The sequence below is a fragment of the Pseudomonas sp. LBUM1645 genome (assembly GCF_059716185.1).
Genome location: NZ_CP166811.1, coordinates 93,814 through 110,379 on the forward strand (window position 1 = coordinate 93,814; position 16,566 = coordinate 110,379).

The 16,566-nt window shown below is 58.0% G+C and carries 22 protein-coding genes; 7 read left to right on the top strand and 15 right to left on the bottom strand.

Annotation, left to right across the window (positions count from 1 at the left end; translation table 11 throughout):
- Window positions 1–51 precede the first annotated feature (51 nt).
- Complete coding sequence (locus tag ACA079_RS00450) at window positions 52–1,140, bottom strand: aminopeptidase (protein ID WP_497702221.1); 1,089 nt, start codon at window positions 1,138–1,140, stop codon at window positions 52–54.
- A 59-nt stretch (window positions 1,141–1,199) separates the two neighbouring features.
- Between ACA079_RS00450 and ACA079_RS00455 the strand changes: the two genes are divergently transcribed.
- Window positions 1,200–1,622, top strand: coding sequence for a PA0061/PA0062 family lipoprotein (locus ACA079_RS00455; RefSeq protein WP_497702222.1), 423 nt, complete (start codon window positions 1,200–1,202; stop codon window positions 1,620–1,622).
- A gap of 40 nt (window positions 1,623–1,662) precedes the next feature.
- Window positions 1,663–2,085 (top strand): PA0061/PA0062 family lipoprotein, encoded by a 423-nt coding sequence (locus ACA079_RS00460; protein ID WP_497702223.1) that lies wholly within the window; start codon window positions 1,663–1,665, stop codon window positions 2,083–2,085.
- 6 nt (window positions 2,086–2,091) lie between these two features.
- Here ACA079_RS00460 and ACA079_RS00465 read toward each other — a convergent pair whose 3' ends face one another.
- Window positions 2,092–2,325, bottom strand: a complete 234-nt coding sequence (locus tag ACA079_RS00465; RefSeq protein ID WP_046044848.1) for a DUF1161 domain-containing protein — start codon at window positions 2,323–2,325, stop codon at window positions 2,092–2,094.
- Window positions 2,326–2,482: 157 nt separating this feature from the next.
- Window positions 2,483–2,914, bottom strand: a complete 432-nt coding sequence (locus ACA079_RS00470) for an OsmC family protein (protein WP_008152515.1) — start codon at window positions 2,912–2,914, stop codon at window positions 2,483–2,485.
- Window positions 2,915–3,155: 241 nt separating this feature from the next.
- Between ACA079_RS00470 and ACA079_RS00475 the strand changes: the two genes are divergently transcribed.
- The gene (locus tag ACA079_RS00475; RefSeq protein ID WP_076029117.1) at window positions 3,156–4,157 is read left to right on the top strand and encodes an LLM class flavin-dependent oxidoreductase; all 1,002 of its coding nucleotides are present in this window, start codon (window positions 3,156–3,158) and stop codon (window positions 4,155–4,157) included.
- Window positions 4,158–4,221: 64 nt separating this feature from the next.
- Here ACA079_RS00475 and ACA079_RS00480 read toward each other — a convergent pair whose 3' ends face one another.
- Window positions 4,222–4,446, bottom strand: coding sequence for a DUF1161 domain-containing protein (locus ACA079_RS00480; protein WP_497702224.1), 225 nt, complete (start codon window positions 4,444–4,446; stop codon window positions 4,222–4,224).
- A gap of 122 nt (window positions 4,447–4,568) precedes the next feature.
- Window positions 4,569–4,784, bottom strand: coding sequence for a dodecin (locus ACA079_RS00485; RefSeq protein WP_008027736.1), 216 nt, complete (start codon window positions 4,782–4,784; stop codon window positions 4,569–4,571).
- Between the two features lie 155 nt (window positions 4,785–4,939).
- Between ACA079_RS00485 and ACA079_RS00490 the strand changes: the two genes are divergently transcribed.
- Window positions 4,940–5,266, top strand: a complete 327-nt coding sequence (locus ACA079_RS00490) for an ElaB/YgaM/YqjD family protein (RefSeq protein ID WP_497702225.1) — start codon at window positions 4,940–4,942, stop codon at window positions 5,264–5,266.
- On the opposite strand, the gene ACA079_RS00495 is transcribed toward ACA079_RS00490, so the two are convergent.
- A complete protein-coding gene (locus ACA079_RS00495) occupies window positions 5,263–6,156 on the bottom strand; it encodes a LysR family transcriptional regulator (RefSeq protein WP_497702226.1) in 894 nt (297 codons plus the stop codon). The genes ACA079_RS00490 and ACA079_RS00495 overlap by 4 nt on opposite strands.
- Window positions 6,157–6,268: 112 nt before the next feature.
- Between ACA079_RS00495 and trpB the strand changes: the two genes are divergently transcribed.
- The 3 genes from trpB to ACA079_RS00510 all read left to right on the top strand — a co-directional run bounded on the left by trpB (window position 6,269) and on the right by ACA079_RS00510 (window position 8,878).
- Window positions 6,269–7,489 carry a tryptophan synthase subunit beta gene (trpB, locus tag ACA079_RS00500; RefSeq protein WP_497702227.1) on the top strand — a complete coding sequence of 407 codons (1,221 nt, stop codon included), beginning with the start codon at window positions 6,269–6,271 and terminating at the stop codon, window positions 7,487–7,489.
- The gene (gene trpA, locus ACA079_RS00505) at window positions 7,489–8,301 is read left to right on the top strand and encodes a tryptophan synthase subunit alpha (protein ID WP_033059869.1); all 813 of its coding nucleotides are present in this window, start codon (window positions 7,489–7,491) and stop codon (window positions 8,299–8,301) included. The genes trpB and trpA overlap by 1 nt, the downstream gene beginning before the upstream one ends.
- Window positions 8,302–8,422: 121 nt before the next feature.
- Window positions 8,423–8,878 (top strand): anti-virulence regulator CigR family protein, encoded by a 456-nt coding sequence (locus ACA079_RS00510; protein ID WP_497702228.1) that lies wholly within the window; start codon window positions 8,423–8,425, stop codon window positions 8,876–8,878.
- Between the two features lie 50 nt (window positions 8,879–8,928).
- Here ACA079_RS00510 and ACA079_RS00515 read toward each other — a convergent pair whose 3' ends face one another.
- The 9 genes from ACA079_RS00515 to ACA079_RS00555 all read right to left on the bottom strand — a co-directional run bounded on the left by ACA079_RS00515 (window position 8,929) and on the right by ACA079_RS00555 (window position 16,560).
- Window positions 8,929–10,890, bottom strand: coding sequence for a DUF7844 domain-containing protein (locus ACA079_RS00515; RefSeq protein WP_497702229.1), 1,962 nt, complete (start codon window positions 10,888–10,890; stop codon window positions 8,929–8,931).
- A complete protein-coding gene (locus ACA079_RS00520) occupies window positions 10,887–11,207 on the bottom strand; it encodes a DUF2388 domain-containing protein (RefSeq protein WP_497702230.1) in 321 nt (106 codons plus the stop codon). The genes ACA079_RS00515 and ACA079_RS00520 overlap by 4 nt, the downstream gene beginning before the upstream one ends.
- 27 nt (window positions 11,208–11,234) lie before the next feature.
- Entirely contained in the window at window positions 11,235–11,552 is a 318-nt protein-coding gene (locus tag ACA079_RS00525) for a DUF2388 domain-containing protein (protein ID WP_497702231.1), read from the bottom strand.
- A gap of 107 nt (window positions 11,553–11,659) precedes the next feature.
- Window positions 11,660–11,977 (bottom strand): DUF2388 domain-containing protein, encoded by a 318-nt coding sequence (locus tag ACA079_RS00530; RefSeq protein WP_497702232.1) that lies wholly within the window; start codon window positions 11,975–11,977, stop codon window positions 11,660–11,662.
- 145 nt (window positions 11,978–12,122) lie between these two features.
- A complete protein-coding gene (locus tag ACA079_RS00535; protein WP_497702233.1) occupies window positions 12,123–12,332 on the bottom strand; it encodes a DUF1127 domain-containing protein in 210 nt (69 codons plus the stop codon).
- A gap of 258 nt (window positions 12,333–12,590) precedes the next feature.
- Complete coding sequence (locus tag ACA079_RS00540) at window positions 12,591–12,806, bottom strand: DUF1127 domain-containing protein (RefSeq protein ID WP_008154465.1); 216 nt, start codon at window positions 12,804–12,806, stop codon at window positions 12,591–12,593.
- A gap of 319 nt (window positions 12,807–13,125) precedes the next feature.
- Window positions 13,126–14,619: a succinyl-CoA:acetate CoA-transferase ScpC gene (gene scpC, locus ACA079_RS00545; protein ID WP_497702234.1), complete on the bottom strand. Its 1,494-nt coding sequence runs from the start codon at window positions 14,617–14,619 to the stop codon at window positions 13,126–13,128.
- 181 nt (window positions 14,620–14,800) lie between these two features.
- A complete protein-coding gene (locus ACA079_RS00550) occupies window positions 14,801–16,237 on the bottom strand; it encodes an NAD(P)(+) transhydrogenase (Re/Si-specific) subunit beta (RefSeq protein ID WP_497269716.1) in 1,437 nt (478 codons plus the stop codon).
- Window positions 16,237–16,560 carry an NAD(P) transhydrogenase subunit alpha part 2 gene (locus tag ACA079_RS00555; protein ID WP_003187010.1) on the bottom strand — a complete coding sequence of 108 codons (324 nt, stop codon included), beginning with the start codon at window positions 16,558–16,560 and terminating at the stop codon, window positions 16,237–16,239. Before ACA079_RS00555 ends, ACA079_RS00550 begins: the two co-directional genes overlap by 1 nt.
- Between the last annotated feature and the right edge of the window lie 6 nt (window positions 16,561–16,566).

The following is a 16,566-nucleotide window of genomic DNA, read 5'->3' on the forward strand; positions in this document are numbered from 1 at the left end:
AGAAATCGCGTATTTCCTGTAGGAGCAAGGCTTGCCCGCGATGGCGGCAGTTCAGTCGACGGAGATCTTTTCTGCTAATGCTTTCAACGCCGCCTTGCGCTCCACAACCGGCAACGCGCCGAGCTGCTCGACTGCCGAATAAAACTTCACCCAATCCCCACCCTCCTGTCTGAACAACGCCGCAAACGCCGGCACCCATTGGTCGTACAGCCCAAATGGCAACAGCCGGGCATTGTTCATCGGCGCATTGATCCATGCGTCATAGCGTTTGTCCCCGGCCCATTGGCTGTCGCGCAGCTGCCGGTATTCACCCCGCAATCGTTCGAACTCGTCGGCTTTGCGCTGGCGCATCTGGTCGGCGGGCAGGGGCAGGGTGTACAGCCGTTCGAGTCGCGTGCGGGTATCCAGAACCAATTGTATGAACTGGTCCCGTTGCTGCACCTGCGCGCCGCTGTCCGGCGCCAAGCCGCGGAATGCACGCCATTGGCGGGTGCCTTCCTGTTCGACGAAGGTGGCGAAAGACTCATTGAACTCGGTGTCGTCCTTCACATAAAAACGTTGATGCGCCAGTTCATGGAAGATCAGCGTGGCCAATCGTTCGTCACCCCAGGCCATCATCGAACTGATAATCGGATCGTTGAACCAGCCGAGCGTCGAATAAGCCTCGACGCCACCGATCGACACGTCCATACCTTGCAATCGTTGCAATGCAGCATCACCGCGGGCCGCGCTCTGACTGTAATAACCGCGATAGGCGACGCAACCGGCGATCGGGAAGCAATGGTTCTGTGGTGTCAGGGAAAATTCCGGCGTGGCAAACACGTTCCAGACTACGAACGGCCGGCCAATGTCGGCGTACAAACGGTAACTCTGATTATCCGGCAGCTGCAGCTGTTGGCTGGCGAACGTGCGGGCCTTTTGCGATTGAGTCAGGTGCGCACGCAATAGCGGATCGCGACCGGGATCGGCAATCACTCTGGAAACCGGCTCCCGCGCCCGCAGCAATTGCAGCTGACCACTGGCCAATTGGCCGTAATAGCTGACGCCGGCGCAACCGTTGAGAAACAAAAACAACACGCCCGGAAACAAAATGCGTAAAACGCGATCAAGTAACCCAAGGCTTGGAAGCGGCCTGATCAAAATGAATCATCCCTGGAGAGTCTGCCCGCAAGACTATCCCGCCTGACTGGAGCTCCGCTATGCGCACGTTGATGCTGACAGGAAGCCTGCTGTTGCTGGCAGGTTGTGCTGGATTCGGATTACCCCGCCATGATCCGGCTCAAGCGTGGATCGACCTGGAGTCGAAGCAGGAAGACACCGCGCTGCAAGCGCTTGAAGTCGATGACAAGGCCGCCACCGACAAGCGCTATTTCGAGGTTCAGCCGGGTAGCCATGAGCTCACCGTTCGTTACCAATTCCCGGTCGCGCCAACCAACATCGGACCCGACGCCGAACCACTGTGGCGTGACTGTCAGCTAAACGTGAAATTCAACGACTTCAATGCCGGCGAGCGGTATCAGCTGAAAGCAGGAAATATCGGCTTTCGGCCGTGGGCAAAGCTCTATGATCAGCAGCGAAAAGTGATTGGCCAGGGTGTACCGGCAGGCTGCCAACGCACCTGATCGGCGTTATTCTAAAGGACTAGTCCTTGAGAAAATCATCATGCGCAGGTTAACGCTGTTACTTGCTGCAAGCATCGTTGCTGGCTGTCAGAGCCCGTTACCAGCGGTTAATCCGCAGATGGCCTGGGTCGAGTTTTCTACGCCATTCCCCAACGATAAATTGCTCATGGCCGAACGCCTGGACAATCAGCGGTTGCGCGACGGGCGTTTTTTCCAGGTCACCCCCGGTAGCCATGAGCTGATCGTCCGATTCGACTTTGAAGTGCCCGGTGGTGGGGGCTTAGGTGTGATGAATGGCCCCTCGGAACGCTTGTGCTACCTGACCATCAACTACGATCATTTCGAAGCCGGTCAGCGTTATGTGCTGGAAGGCCGTTCGATAGCGTTCACTCCCGGCGCCCGGTTGTATAACGCCAAGCGTGAAATCGTCGCTGAGGATCGAGAGTCCTATTGCCTCCTGTGAGGTGAATCAGCGGTCGTTCTTCTGGTAGATGATTTTCTTCGTGCCGCCTTCGCACGAGCCAACGACCATATTCTGATCGTGTACTTCGTCGTTGGTGACGATTTCCAGCGTGTAGGACGAGACGTTATTGGCCTGGATCTTGGCTTCAATCTCGGCCTTGAGTTCTTCACAGGATTTCGCTGCCGCCAGGGCCGATGTGGCCAGCGCGCAACAGATAACCGCCAAGGCAAAACGTTTCATGGTTGAAGCTCCTTTGAGGCAGCGCGCACGGTAATGCGCTTTAGCTGCTGTCATTTATTCGACCACAATCTCGCCAGCCAGGTTTTGTTTCAGCGCAAAAAAAGAACGCAGCCTGCCGAGGCTGCGATCTTTTATCGGGGCGCGCGACCACCCCCTATCAGCTGACCAATGTTGCATCCAGGCTGATTTTCGCATTCAACACTTTGGAAACCGGGCAGCCTTCTTTGGCTTTATTGCTCAATTCCTCAAATTGAGCCTGAGTCGCCCCAGGAATCTTCGCTTTGAGGATCAATTTCACTGCCGTGATCGCGAATCCGCCGTCCACCTGGTCCAGGGTGACTTCGGCATTGGTATCGATGCTGTCAGCCTTGAGACCGGCATCGCCGAGAATCATCGAAAACGCCATGGAGAAGCAGCCCGCGTGTGCTGCGCCGATCAGCTCTTCCGGATTGGTGCCCTTGCCACCTTCGAAACGGGCCTTGAAGCCGTAGGGCGCTTCTCTGAGGACACCGGTTTCCGTGGAAATCGAGCCGATGCCGGTTTTCAGATCACCTTCCCAATGAGCCGATGCTTTCTTTGTGATAGCCATGTCTGCCTCCTCAAGATCCGGCGCGAAGCGTCGCGCCTTTGTGGTTTTCGGTTGCTAGGGTTCTGAGGATAGACCTTGGTGCAAAGTTCACCTCATCTGATCGGTCCTCTTATTTCGTAGGAATTTTGGCTCTGCTATTGAAACTCGGGTATATGCCCTCATTGCATAAAACACGCTTATAGATTCGGCAGGTTTTCGTTTGTAAGAAAAAACCTGCGCCCTCAATTGGAGAAGCAGGCTTATGAAACGACTGTCCGATATCAAGTTCTCGACCCTCGATCTGGTGCCCGTGCGGGAGAACGGCAGCGCGGCCCAGTCGCTGCGCAATTCCCTGGACCTGGCGCAGCACGTCGAAAAATTCGGCTACAACCGCTTCTGGGTTGCCGAACACCACAACATGGACGGCATTGCCAGTTCGGCGACTTCGGTACTGCTTGGCTACCTGGCTGGCGGCACCTCGACCATTCGTGTCGGCTCGGGTGGCGTGATGTTGCCCAACCACGCGCCGCTGGTGATTGCCGAGCAGTTCGGCACGCTCGAAAGTCTGTACCCGGGCCGGATCGACCTGGGCCTGGGCCGTGCCCCCGGTTCCGACCAGATGACCGCCCGCGCTTTGCGTCGTGAACGCTCCGGCAGCGCCGACGAGTTTCCGGAAGACGTGGCGGAGCTGATGCGCTACCTCGGCCCGCGCACCCCGGACCAACGGATCATCGCAATGCCAGGCACCGGCACCAATGTCCCGGTCTGGCTGCTGGGCTCCAGCCTGTTCAGTGCACAACTGGCCGGTGAACGCGGTTTGCCCTACGCCTTCGCTTCACATTTCGCACCGCGCTTCATGCATGAGGCCATTCGCGTCTATCGCAATCACTTCAAGCCTTCAGCGGTATTGGATAAACCTTACGTGATGCTCGGTGTGCCGTTGGTGGCTGCTGACACCGACGAGCAGGCCGATTATCTGGCGACCTCGGTCTATCAGCGCATCTTGGCGTTGATGCGTGGCCAGAGCCTGGTGCAACGTCCGCCGGTAAAAACCATGGACGGCCTGTGGCTGCCTCATGAAAAAGAAGCAGTTGGCGATTTCCTTGGCCTGGCGATGGTTGGCAGTCCGCAGAAAATCCGCGCCAAACTGGAAGTGCTGATCGAGCAGACCCAGGCTGACGAGCTGATTTTCACCTGCGACCTGTACGAACATGCCGATCGCGTGCACTCCTATGAGCTGCTGGCCCAGGTCATGAAGGGCTGACACTCAAATAGTGAGCACAAAAAAGCCGACGTCATTACGTCGGCTTTTTCATTTTCGAGGGAGGTCAGCCCTGCTTGTAGACGATTTGCTTGGAGCCTTTTTCACAGGTGCCGACGACTTTCCCACCGGCAGCAGTGCCTTTATCAACGATTTCCAGTGAATAATTAGAAATGCCCTTGGCATCCAGTTTCGCGGCGATTTCGGCTTTCAGCTCTTCGCACGACTTGCCCTGAGCCAGGGCTGTCCCCGCAAGGCTCAATAAACATACCGCTAAAATAAAATTCCTCATCGGTCGCATTCCCTGGTCGGATCTATAGGGGCACCCAGCAATCAGCCGGATGTAAACATGTAGCGCTTTGCCATTCCCTATGGCGCTCGGCCAGCGCGCAGGCTCAGAAGATTAGCTCAAACTCAGCTACTGGCAATCCGGAACCCGACTTTGAGCGTCACCTGAAAGTGCGCTGCCTTACCGTCCTTGATGTGCCCGCGGGTTTCGGTCACTTCAAACCATTCCATATATTTAAGGCTTTTGCTGGCCTCGGCCAGTGCGTTGTTGATGGCGTCTTCAATGCTGCTGGTGGACGAGCCGACGAGTTCGACTTTCTTGTAGGTGTGATGGTCAGTCATGGCGTTCTCCTCAGGGTGTGAAATACAGCCTAGCAGTGATTTTTCGTATTACTTCTGTCGGCCAATCCGAAGTGGAAGTTCAGATTTACTGCACTTTCTCGAACCCCTGAAGTCCCAACCAACACACGCAACTCAATCAATGCAGGAGAGCCACCATGGCCAACACCTCTTTACGTAAAGCCTCATTGCAAAGCATGGAAGCCGAGATCGAGAGTCTGCTGAAATCTTTGGAAAATTTGAAAGACGACGCCTCGGACGAGTCGCGTAAAACCCTTAAAGCCTTGAAAGGAAACGCCGAGAACGCGCTGAAGCATTCGCGCCATCTGCTCAGCGATGCGTACGAAGAAGTCAAAGTCAAAACCCGTGAAACCGGGATTGCCACGCGGGACTACGCTCAGGAACACCCTTGGACGACAGCGGGTGTCGCCGTCGGTGCATTGGGTCTGCTCGCGGCTTATCTGCTGTGCAAACGCGGTGACTAATCCGTCTGGCGCAGCTCGTTTTTGAGCCACTGCGCCAGTTGCCGAGCGCGCCCGTCCGCGGCGCGCTTGGGTAGCCACAACGCCAGTTGCGCCGGGGTTTCACTGAAGCCCCATGGCGCAACCAGGCGCCCGGCCTTCAAGTCCTCGGCCACCAGCGGCTCGGGCGCAATCGCCACACCCAGGCCGGCCACCGCGGCCTCCAGCAGATAATACAAATGCTCGAAACCCTGTCCGTACTTCAACGCTTTGGCGTCGAGGTCGCTTTGCTGTGCCCAGCTTGGCCAGGCCTGAGGGCGTGAGGTGGTGTGCAGCAATGGCTCGCTCAGCAACGCTGCGGGCGGTGCATTTTGCAGTCGTTCGTAGCCGGCGAAGCGCGGGCTCATGACCGGGCCGATCCGTTCGCTCGCCAACTCATAGACTTGCATGTCCGCTGGCCACGGTGGTTCGGCAAACACCAGCAAGGCGTCCAGTCCCGGGCGACGTGGATCGAGATCGCCCTCGCCAGCTGACAGGTGCAGGCGCAGGTCTGGCAGGTCGGTATTCAACCGTCCCAGCCTGGGAATAAACCAGCGTGCCAGCAAGCTGCCCGAGCAACCCAGTACGAACGGCGCATCGACGGTGCTTTGGGTCAGCTCTGCGCACACAGTCCGTAAACGCTCGAACGCCTCGCCGCTGGCATCGCGCAAACGAATGCCGGAATCTGTGAGTTTAAGGCCGCGTCCATCCTTGATGAACAGGCTCACGCCCAAGTGTTCTTCAAGCACCTTGAGTTGCCGGCTGACCGCACCATGGGTGACGTGCAGCTGTTCGGCGGCCTTGCTGACGCTGTTCAGACGGGCAGTCGCTTCGAAGGCCCGAAGGGCGTTCAGCGGAGGAAGGTCATGGCTCATTTTATGTGTGAGTTTTCCTGACAGGTTACGGCGATCTTATCGGTTTTCAGCTCAAAACATCAGGGGTAGAGTTAACCCCATTGTCATCTCACGCATTCAACTGGAGCGACCCATGACCCAGACTAATCTGCGCAACGGCCCCGACGCCAACGGCCTCTTTGGCGCGTTCGGCGGCCGTTACGTCGCCGAAACCCTGATGCCGTTGATCCTCGATCTGGCCCGTGAATACGAATTGGCCAAGGAAGATCCTGCATTCAAAGAAGAATTGGCCTACTTCCAGCGCGACTACGTGGGTCGTCCAAGCCCACTGTACTTTGCCGAACGTCTGACAGAGTTCTGCGGCGGCGCGAAGATTTACCTCAAGCGCGAAGAGCTCAACCATACCGGCGCGCACAAGATCAACAACTGCATCGGCCAGATCCTGCTGGCGCGGCGCATGGGCAAGAAACGCATCATTGCCGAGACCGGCGCTGGCATGCACGGCGTGGCGACCGCCACCGTTGCTGCGCGTTTTGGCCTCGATTGCGTGATCTACATGGGCACCACTGACATCGAACGTCAGCAGGCCAACGTATTCCGCATGAAGCTGCTGGGCGCCGAAGTGATCCCGGTCGTGGCCGGTACCGGCACCCTGAAAGACGCGATGAACGAAGCCCTGCGTGACTGGGTGACCAACGTCGATAGCACCTTCTACCTGATCGGTACTGTGGCCGGTCCGCACCCTTATCCAGCCATGGTTCGCGACTTCCAGGCCGTTATCGGCAAAGAAACCCGTACTCAACTGCAAGACCAGGAAGGTCGTCTGCCGGACAGCCTGGTGGCGTGCATCGGTGGCGGCTCCAACGCCATGGGCCTGTTCCACCCGTTCCTTGATGACAAGAGCGTCGAGATCATCGGCGTTGAAGCGGCCGGCTACGGTATTGAAACCGGCAAGCACGCAGCCAGCCTGAACGGCGGCGTACCGGGCGTACTGCACGGCAACCGTACATTCCTGCTGCAGGACGACGATGGCCAGATCATCGACGCTCACTCGATCTCTGCCGGCCTCGATTATCCAGGCATCGGCCCGGAACACGCCTGGTTGCATGATATCGGCCGCGTCCAGTACACCTCGGTAACCGACGACGAAGCCCTCGACGCGTTTCACAAATGCTGCCGCCTGGAAGGGATTATTCCTGCACTGGAAAGCGCCCATGCCCTGGCTGAAGTGTTCAAACGCGCACCGACCCTGCCGAAAGATCACCTGATGGTGGTTAACCTGTCCGGTCGCGGGGACAAAGACATGCAGACTGTGATGCACCACATGGAACAATCGAAGCAGGAGAAACACTGATGAGCCGCCTGCAAACGCGTTTTGCCGAACTCAAGGAACAGAATCGTGCCGCCCTGGTGACCTTCGTGACCGCTGGCGACCCGAGCTATGACACTTCTCTGGCGATCCTCAAAGGCTTGCCCGGCGCGGGTGCCGACGTGATCGAGTTGGGCATGCCCTTCACTGATCCAATGGCCGATGGCCCGGCAATCCAGTTGGCCAACATCCGCGCCCTCGGCGCCAAGCAGAACCTGGCGAAAACCCTGCAAATGGTTCGCGAGTTCCGTGAAGGCAATACCGAGACGCCGCTGGTGCTGATGGGTTACTTCAACCCGATTCACATGTATGGCGTGCCGCGCTTCATCGCCGACGCCAAAGAGGCCGGCGTTGACGGTTTGATCGTGGTCGACCTGCCACCCGAGCATAACGGCGAACTGTGCGACCCGGCCCAGGCTGCCGGTCTGGACTTCATCCGTCTGACCACCCCGACGACTGATGATGTGCGCCTGCCGACCGTCCTGAACGGCAGCTCCGGCTTCGTCTACTACGTGTCCGTGGCCGGTGTGACCGGTGCCGGCGCAGCAACGCTGGAACACGTTGAAGAAGCGGTTGCCCGTCTGCGTCGCCACACCGATCTGCCGATCAGCATCGGTTTCGGTATTCGTACACCAGAGCAAGCGGCGTCCATCGCGCGTCTGGCTGATGGCGTGGTGGTGGGTTCGGCGTTGATCGATCACATCGCCAATGCCTCGACTCCCGATCAAGCCATTGATGGTGTGTTGAGCCTTTGCTCGGCGCTGGCCGAAGGCGTGCGTAAAGCCCGCGTCAGCTGAAGGTAAAGTTCCTGATACAGAGGAATTAGAGCCTCGCGGCACAGACTAAACAGCAAGACAGAGGGCTTCAGGACTACGTTCTGAAGCCCTTTTTGCTGTATGTGCAGTGAGGAAAGACCCGATGAAAATGCCGAAACGTCTGATTGCCAGCCTGGGTGTGCTGATGCTCAGTGCCACCCCGTTGCTGAATGCGAGTGCTGATCAGCGCGACGATCACGACCGCGGCGGCCAGCAGCAAGGCCATTACGATAACCGCGGTGACAATCATGGCGACGATCACCGTGGCCCGCAGGACAATCATCGCGGCGGCCCTCCGCCACGGGACTTCGGCCCGGTGCGCCAGACTATCCACGATAACCATGGCTATTTCGTACGCGGTGTTCCCCCACCTCCGGGTATTCATCTGGTTCGTGGCCGGCCATTGCCTCACGGCTATTACGGCGAGCGCCTGGATAACCGGGCCTTGGGTCGGCTGCCGTATTACCCAGGGTACGAATGGCGCCGTGCGGGTGGCGACATTGTGCTGATCGCCGTAGGAACCGGGATCGTTTATGAAATTCTCGAAGGGGTGCTTTGAATAGCAGGTAGTTGTTGAAGGCTTCGCGGATTAGCCGCGAAGCCTGTTACTTACGGCAACTCCAGCCCGCCCGCAGCCTTGTGCAACTTCCTCAGATGCTCGCCAACCTGCTTCAGGTTGGCTTCATTGGCGGCCATCTCGGCTGCACGGCTCGGTTCGAGCAGCGCTCTCACTTCTTTGTCCAGATCGCCTGTCAGCGCCTGAAGTTGTTTCTGGCGCAGGCTGCTTTCCGATTCCAGACGCTGCCACTCACTTGGCTGCGGCAATCCATAACCACCGGTGCCGAGCAGCTCCGCCGGACGGCTGAGAAAGCCGCTGTTGGCAAGAATTTGCTGCAAAGTTGCGTTGGCCTTGTCCATGCCGCCGTTCTTCAGTTCCCGAGCGCCCAGATAGCGCTGCTTTACTTCGTCCTGGGCCAGCACCAATTGTTGGCGGAAGGCTGCCTGCTCCAATAACAGCAAGGCTGCGCTGGTGCGCAAATCGGCTTGGTCGATCCATTGCCGGCGCTCTTCAGCTTTCAATGCGAGCCAGTCTTCGACCTTTTCCTGCTTGATCGGCAAGTGCTTCTTCAGCACTTCGAACATCGCTTGATAACGATCGCGGAAGGAGTCGAATCGATAGCCCAGACGCAGCGCTTCGCGGGGATCATCCAGCACGCTGGTGTCCGCCAGTCCGCGGCCCTTGAGCACTTCCAGCAAACCGTTGGGCATGATGCTGTCCAATCCGACCAGTTTTGTATTGTTGGTGCTGCTACGCAGTAACTTCAGGCCCTCTACAGCGCAGTTGTTGGACAGGAAGAAGTAGTTGCCGTCGTAACTCCAGTGCATTTCGGCGGCGTGTTCCACCACGTCTTCGATCTCGCTGCGCGACAGGGTCAACGGCACCGAAGCCAGGCTGCGCAGTTCGGTCTTGGTGTACTCGTCGATCACCTGGGCTAGCGGCAGGACAAACAGGCGTGACGGATATTTGCCCACCAGTCCGTCCCAACTCGACAGCTGTACGTCACCGACGAAGGCGCGGTAGGACAGCACCAGATGCTGATCCAGATCCAGTCGACAATCCGGCCCACGTGGTCGGCCGGGTGCACAGATCACCAACCGCAACATGCTGTGACCCCAGCGGCTGACCCAGTTCTGGTTGGCTTCAGCCAGCAGATAGTCGACGGCGTACACCCGTTCCGGATCGACCTGGCCCAGTGGTGTTTTGGCGAAATCGTTGCCGGCATTGAGGAAGGAGAAGGATTTGCCGCAGGTGTCTTTAGCGGCGGGCGCCCAGCCGAAATGTTCTTTGTAGTAGCGGTACAACGCAGGACGGCGACAGGCGTAGGCCGGGTCGAGAAGGAAATACTCCATGTTGACCGCGACGAACTCCTTGGGGCTGCTCGTCTCGTAAATGTCCGGGCTGCGGGCAATCTGCCGGTTGTACTGTTCGCGTTCGCCACGACGGCCGACATACTGTGGCCAGCCGGCGAGGTCGAGCAGGTGCGGGTCGTCGCTGAGCGTAAAGCGTCGGTCGGACTGGCCGCGGCATTCATCCGGGATACCGACTAGCCCTGAGCTGCTGTTGCGCCGGGTGCAGCGCTGAATCAGCGTGCGCTCCGCGTCTGGCCACAGGCGCGAGCGGTCATAGATATGAGTGAGTTCGTGCAGCACCGTGGCAAGCATTTCGCGGCGCACGGTGCCATGGGGACGATAGGTCTTTTTGGTCGCGGCGCTGCCGTCAGTGAGGCTGGCAAGCAGGTTGCGGTTGAGATCGAGCTCGGACACCAGCGACGCCTGGCCGTAAGCGTTACTTGGCATGTCATCGGTCCAGCCGACGTCGATGCGTCGGTCGAGCTGCTCGATGAATCGCGGCGGCAGCGCCTGCATGGCTTCATCGAGCAACGCCTGACTGGCCTGTTGTTGAGCGGGGCTGAGGCCGTCGGTCTTGAGCCGTAATTGCAAGTCAGCTTGGGCCATGTTGCCGAGCAGCAACATGACCCCGGCCAACAGCCAGGCGCCTGGCGACCTCACAGTGCGAGGATGGCTTCGGCGAGAACCTGATCACTGGCGTCGCGAGCTTCCGGTACGCGGGTGCGCAACGTGTTGAAGGCCGCTTCCAGGTGCGCGCCACGAATCTCGCCATCGCTGGCGACGAAACTGGCCGCATCGTCGTGCGCTTCACGAACGATCTTCGAGTCACGGATGGACGTCGTGGTATCGGAAGTGAAATCAAGGGTGCGCCGGGTGGCGTTGATGAGAATGTTACTGGTGGCAACCAGGGTGTGCGCCTGAGTCACATCGGCCAATAACAGCAGGCCAAGGGTGGCAACAATCAGGGGGCTACGCATGGAACGACTCCGCAAGAACAAGGATAACTATTGGACGAGAATTGCCTGCGCCAGTTCAAGGTCGCTGACATGAAGTTTTGGCTGGGTCCGGCGCAGATAAATAAGGGCGGACTCCAGTTGTACTCCTCGCAGTTGACCGTCACTGGCAATGAACGCCGCAGCGTCATCCTGAGCCGCGAGTAGCAGCTTACGGTCGAAGGGGGCGGAGGTCACCATGCTTGTGGCGTAGCCGGTAGCCACGATGCCTTGTGTAGACAGATTGAAGGCGTCATAGGCATGGACCGAGCCCACCCAGCAGGCTGCCACGAAAAGCGGAGAGATCAACAGATTTGAAAGAAAACGCATGAGACTCGAAAGCTGAAGGCGAGTCGCAAGGCTAGCGCAACGTCCGGTCTAGAGCTAGCGCCGAAACATTGGGACACGGCTGGCGTGTCCCACGTCATTGATGTCGCTTAGATAGTCAGTATGGCTTGCGCCAGTTGTGCGTCAGTTGCGTTCAGCTGAGGTGCCTGGTGGCGAATATGGCCGAGTGCGCTTTCCAGTTTCACGCCACGAATGGTGCCTTCGCTGGCCACGAAGCTGGCGGCGTCATCACGGGCAGCGCGTACGATTTTGTCATCGCGAAAAGAAGAAGTGACATCGGAGGTCGCATCGGACGTGGCCTTGAGCGCGCCGACGACGGCATCGGTGGTCACGATAAAGCTGGTGGCGTGGGAATTGGCGGCCACGGCAAGCAGGGCTGCAGCGCTGAGCAGACGAAGACGGGACATGGTGAAACTCCTTTGGGAAAACTGATTGAGAGGTGGCGCAGTGTCTGTTGAGTCAGACGCCAATCATGCAGCGTTCGCCACGTTTCATCTGGATATTAGGCCTATGAGTGTCGGTTCGAACAGTCCCGTCTGTTCAAGCAGGAAGCTAGCGCCAGAACGGTTTATCCAATTCGTTGAGACGATCCGCGTGGCTGATGTTCAGGTCTGAGAGTTGCCGGTCATCAAGTTGGCCCAGTAAACGCCGGGTTCGGGCCCTTTCCAGGTTATTGGCAACGCCCCTCAGTAATCTACGAAACCAGAGGAAACGAGGCGTTGATAGAGGCGTGGAAACGGAAACATCCAGTAAGTGATTCATGGCGCGGTCCTTTTGCTGGCAGTTCGGGATTTCATGGTGATCCCGTCCTCACTTTCGCAACAGACACACTGAGCTGAAATTGTACTGGTTCAGTTGTTAGATTGGTAAAACTGTACTGGTTAGGCTGAGTCTCTACTGTATGACCCATGTTGAGGGTCCAAAACGACAAAGCCCGTCGTGGTTTCCCACGACGGGCTTTGTTTTTTCAATTTGGAGTGCTGGCGGTGGACCCGGTGGGTCAGAGCCAGCGACGCTAACTTAGCGCCAGAACGGCTTGCTCAGCTCTTCGTAGCGTTGTGCTTCGCTAATCCCTGCGTCAGCCAGCAGACGCGAATCCAGACGAGCCAGTTGATGGCGGCTGGAGATGCGGCGCTGCCACAGCATCAGGTTGGCGAGAACGCGAAGAGGCGTGGAAGCCTGGGTTTTTACAGCGTTGTCTTCGAAAAACAGCTCGGAACTGAGTGTACGTTCCATGGTTGACATCCTTCCGCTTATGGCGGGATTAGGTAGTGGTTTAACTGATGCCAATGATCCTCTCGTTTGGCCAGTCTCTCTAGATACAGTTCACCTGTATTGTGAGGGACCAGTTAACTGTTAAAGGGCGGTGTACTGGTATAAATTGAGGCAACTGTACTTGTCCGCACCAATATAGTGCGTTTTTGCTTGTTTGGCTCGAAAAGGTAGGCAATTACGGTAGGGAAAGACCGGTACAGCAGTACAGTTTTATTCAGGATTAGGTCTGGCAACAGCAAGCTGACGAAACTGTGTTTGCGTCAGCTGCTATCTGTACCAATTACACAGTCAGCATCCGCCCGGTTTCTTCCAGGTTTATGTGCCAACTCAGGGCATCACGCAGGATATGCGGCGTGTGCCCGCCGAGTGCACAAGCGGCTGTGAAGTAGTCATCCAGGGCTTGGCGATAGTCCGGGTGCACGCAGTTGTCGATGATGACCCGAGCGCGCTCTCGCGGCGCCAGGCCACGCAAGTCCGCCAGTCCTATCTCGGTGACAAGAATGTCGACGTCATGCTCAGTGTGATCAACGTGGCTGACCATCGGCACCACACTGGAAATCGCGCCGCCCTTGGCGATCGATTTGGTTACGAAGATCGCCAAATGCGCGTTGCGCGCAAAGTCGCCCGAGCCGCCGATGCCGTTCATCATCCGCGTGCCGCAGATGTGGGTGGAGTTGACGTTGCCGTACAAGTCGAACTCAAGCGCCGTGTTGATGCCGATGATGCCGAGCCGGCGCACCACTTCCGGGTGGTTGGAAATTTCTTGCGGTCGCAGGACCAGTTTGTCCTTGTAGCGCTCAAGGTTGCCGAAAACATCGGTATTGCGGCGGCTCGACAAGGTGATCGAACTGCCCGAAGCAAAGCTCAGCTTCCCGGCGTCGATCAGGTCGAAGGTCGAGTCCTGAAGCACTTCGGAGTACATCGTCAGGTCTTCGAACGGCGAGTCGATCAAGCCGCACATCACCGAGTTGGCGATGTTGCCAATCCCGGCCTGCAGCGGGCCGAGCTTGTTAGTCATGCGCCCGGCAGCCACTTCCTGCTTGAAGAAGTCGATCAGGTGGTCGGCAATGGCCTGGGTATCAACGTCCGGCGGCAGCACGGTGGACGGCGAGTCGGACTGATTGGTGATCACGATCGCGACGATCTTTTCCGGCGGAATCGGGATGGCAGTGCTGCCAATGCGATCGTCGACCTTTACCAGCGGAATCGGTGTACGGGTCGGCCGATAGGTCGGGATATAGATGTCGTGCAGACCTTCGAGATTCGGGTTGTGCGCCAGGTTGATCTCGACGATCACCTGTTTGGCGAAAATCGCGAAGCTGGCCGAGTTACCCACCGAAGTGGTCGGCACGATATGGCCCTGCTCGGTGATCGCTACGGCCTCAATCACCGCGATGTCCGGCAGTTTGAGCTGCTGGTTGCGCAATTGCTCAACGGTTTCCGAGAGATGCTGGTCAATGAACATCACTTCGCCGGCGTTAATGGCCTTGCGCAGGGTGCTATCGACCTGGAAGGGCATGCGTCGTGACAATACGCCGGCTTCGGTGAGCTGTTTATCGAGGTCGTTGCCCAGGCTGGCGCCGGTCATCAGCGTGATTTTCAGCGGGGTGATTTTGGCGCGTTCGGCCAATGCGTGGGGCACGGCTTTGGCTTCGCCGGCGCGAGTGAAACCACTCATGCCGACGGTCATGCCGTCCTCAATCAGAGCGGCAGCGTCAGCGGCGCTCATCACCTTATCCAACAACGAAGGCAAGCGAATACGATCACGGTACATGGATTGTTATCTCGGGCAACGAAAGCAAGGTGTGCAGTTTAGTGATTTCAAAAAAATTCCTCCCGCTACCATGGTCGAATGCAGAGCCCTGATTTAGAGCCTTTGGTCGGTTTTTAGCGGGCAATAAAAAACCCCAGCCTACTAAAGGCTGAGGTTTTGGGTATTGCTGCTTCCGCAGGTTTTACTCGATGGCTTTGACCATGTCTTCGATAACTTTCTTGGCGTCGCCGAAGACCATCATGGTTTTGTCCAGGTAGAACAGTTCGTTGTCCAGACCGGCATAGCCGCTGGCCATTGAGCGCTTGTTGACGATCACGGTCTTGGCTTTATAAGCCTCGAGGATCGGCATGCCGGCAATCGGCGATTTCGGATCGTTCTTCGCCGCCGGGTTGACCACGTCGTTGGCGCCGAGCACCAGCACCACGTCGGCCTGGCCGAACTCGGAGTTGATGTCATCCATCTCGAACACCTGCTCGTAAGGCACTTCGGCTTCGGCCAGCAGGACGTTCATGTGCCCTGGCATCCGACCGGCGACCGGGTGGATCGCAAACTTCACAGTGACTCCCCGGTGAGTCAGCTTCTCCGCCAGCTCCATCAGTGAGTGTTGGGCGCGTGCCACCGCCAGGCCATAACCCGGAACGATGATCACGGTGTCGGCGTTGGTCAGCAGGAAGGTCGCATCGTCAGCCGAACCGGATTTCACCGGACGGGCCTCTTTCGAGCCTGCCGGGCCAGTTGCATCTACCGTGTTGCCGAAACCACCGAGCAGTACGTTGAAGAACGAACGGTTCATCGCTTTGCACATGATGTACGAGAGGATCGCACCGGACGAACCCACCAGCGAACCTGCGATGATCAGCATCGAGTTGTTCAGCGAGAAGCCGATCCCCGCCGCTGCCCAGCCGGAGTAGCTGTTAAGCATCGACACAACCACCGGCATGTCCGCGCCGCCGATCGGGATGATGATCAGCACGCCCAGCACGAAGGCCAGGGCCAGCATCAGCGCGAAGGCGTTCAGGTTGCCGGTCAGCATGAAGGTCACGCCGAGGCCCAGTGTCGCCAGGCCCAGCAGCAGGTTCAGCTTGTGCTGGCCGCCGAACTGAACGGGCGCGCCCTGGAACAGGCGGAACTTGTACTTGCCCGACAGCTTGCCGAACGCGATCACCGAACCGGAGAAGGTGATTGCACCGATGGCGGCACCGAGGAACAGCTCCAGGCGGTTACCGGCAGGAATCGCATCACCCAGTTGCTTGACGATGCCCAGCGATTGCGGCTCTACAACAGCAGCGATCGCAATGAACACCGCGGCCATACCGATCATGCTGTGCATGAAGGCGACCAGTTCCGGCATTTTGGTCATTTCAACGCGCTTGGCCATGATCGACCCGGCGGTACCGCCGACCAACAGACCTACGATGACGTAACCGATACCGGCGGTGGCCAACTCGGCGCCCAGCTTATAGACGAGGCCCACTGTGGTGAGGATCGCCAGCGCCATGCCGAGCATGCCGTACACATTGCCGCGCCGCGACGTGGTCGGGTGCGAGAGGCCTTTGAGGGCCTGGATGAAGCAGATCGACGCGATCAAGTAGAGCGTCGTGACGAGATTCATGCTCATTACTTAGGCGCCTCTTCTTTTACTGCTTTTGGGGCTTTTTTCTTGAACATCTCAAGCATCCTGCGGGTAACCAGGAAGCCACCAAATACGTTCACCGCTGCCAGAGCTACCGCCAGGGTGCCCATGGTTTTGCCCAGTGGCGTCACGGTCAACGCCGCGGCCAGCATGGCGCCGACGATCACAATCGCCGAAATGGCGTTAGTCACCGCCATCAAAGGCGTGTGCAGTGCAGGTGTAACGTTCCAGACCACGTGATAACCGACATAAATCGCCAGCACGAAGATGATCAGGTTGTAGATACCGGGGGAGATAAGCTCTTCCATCGTCTG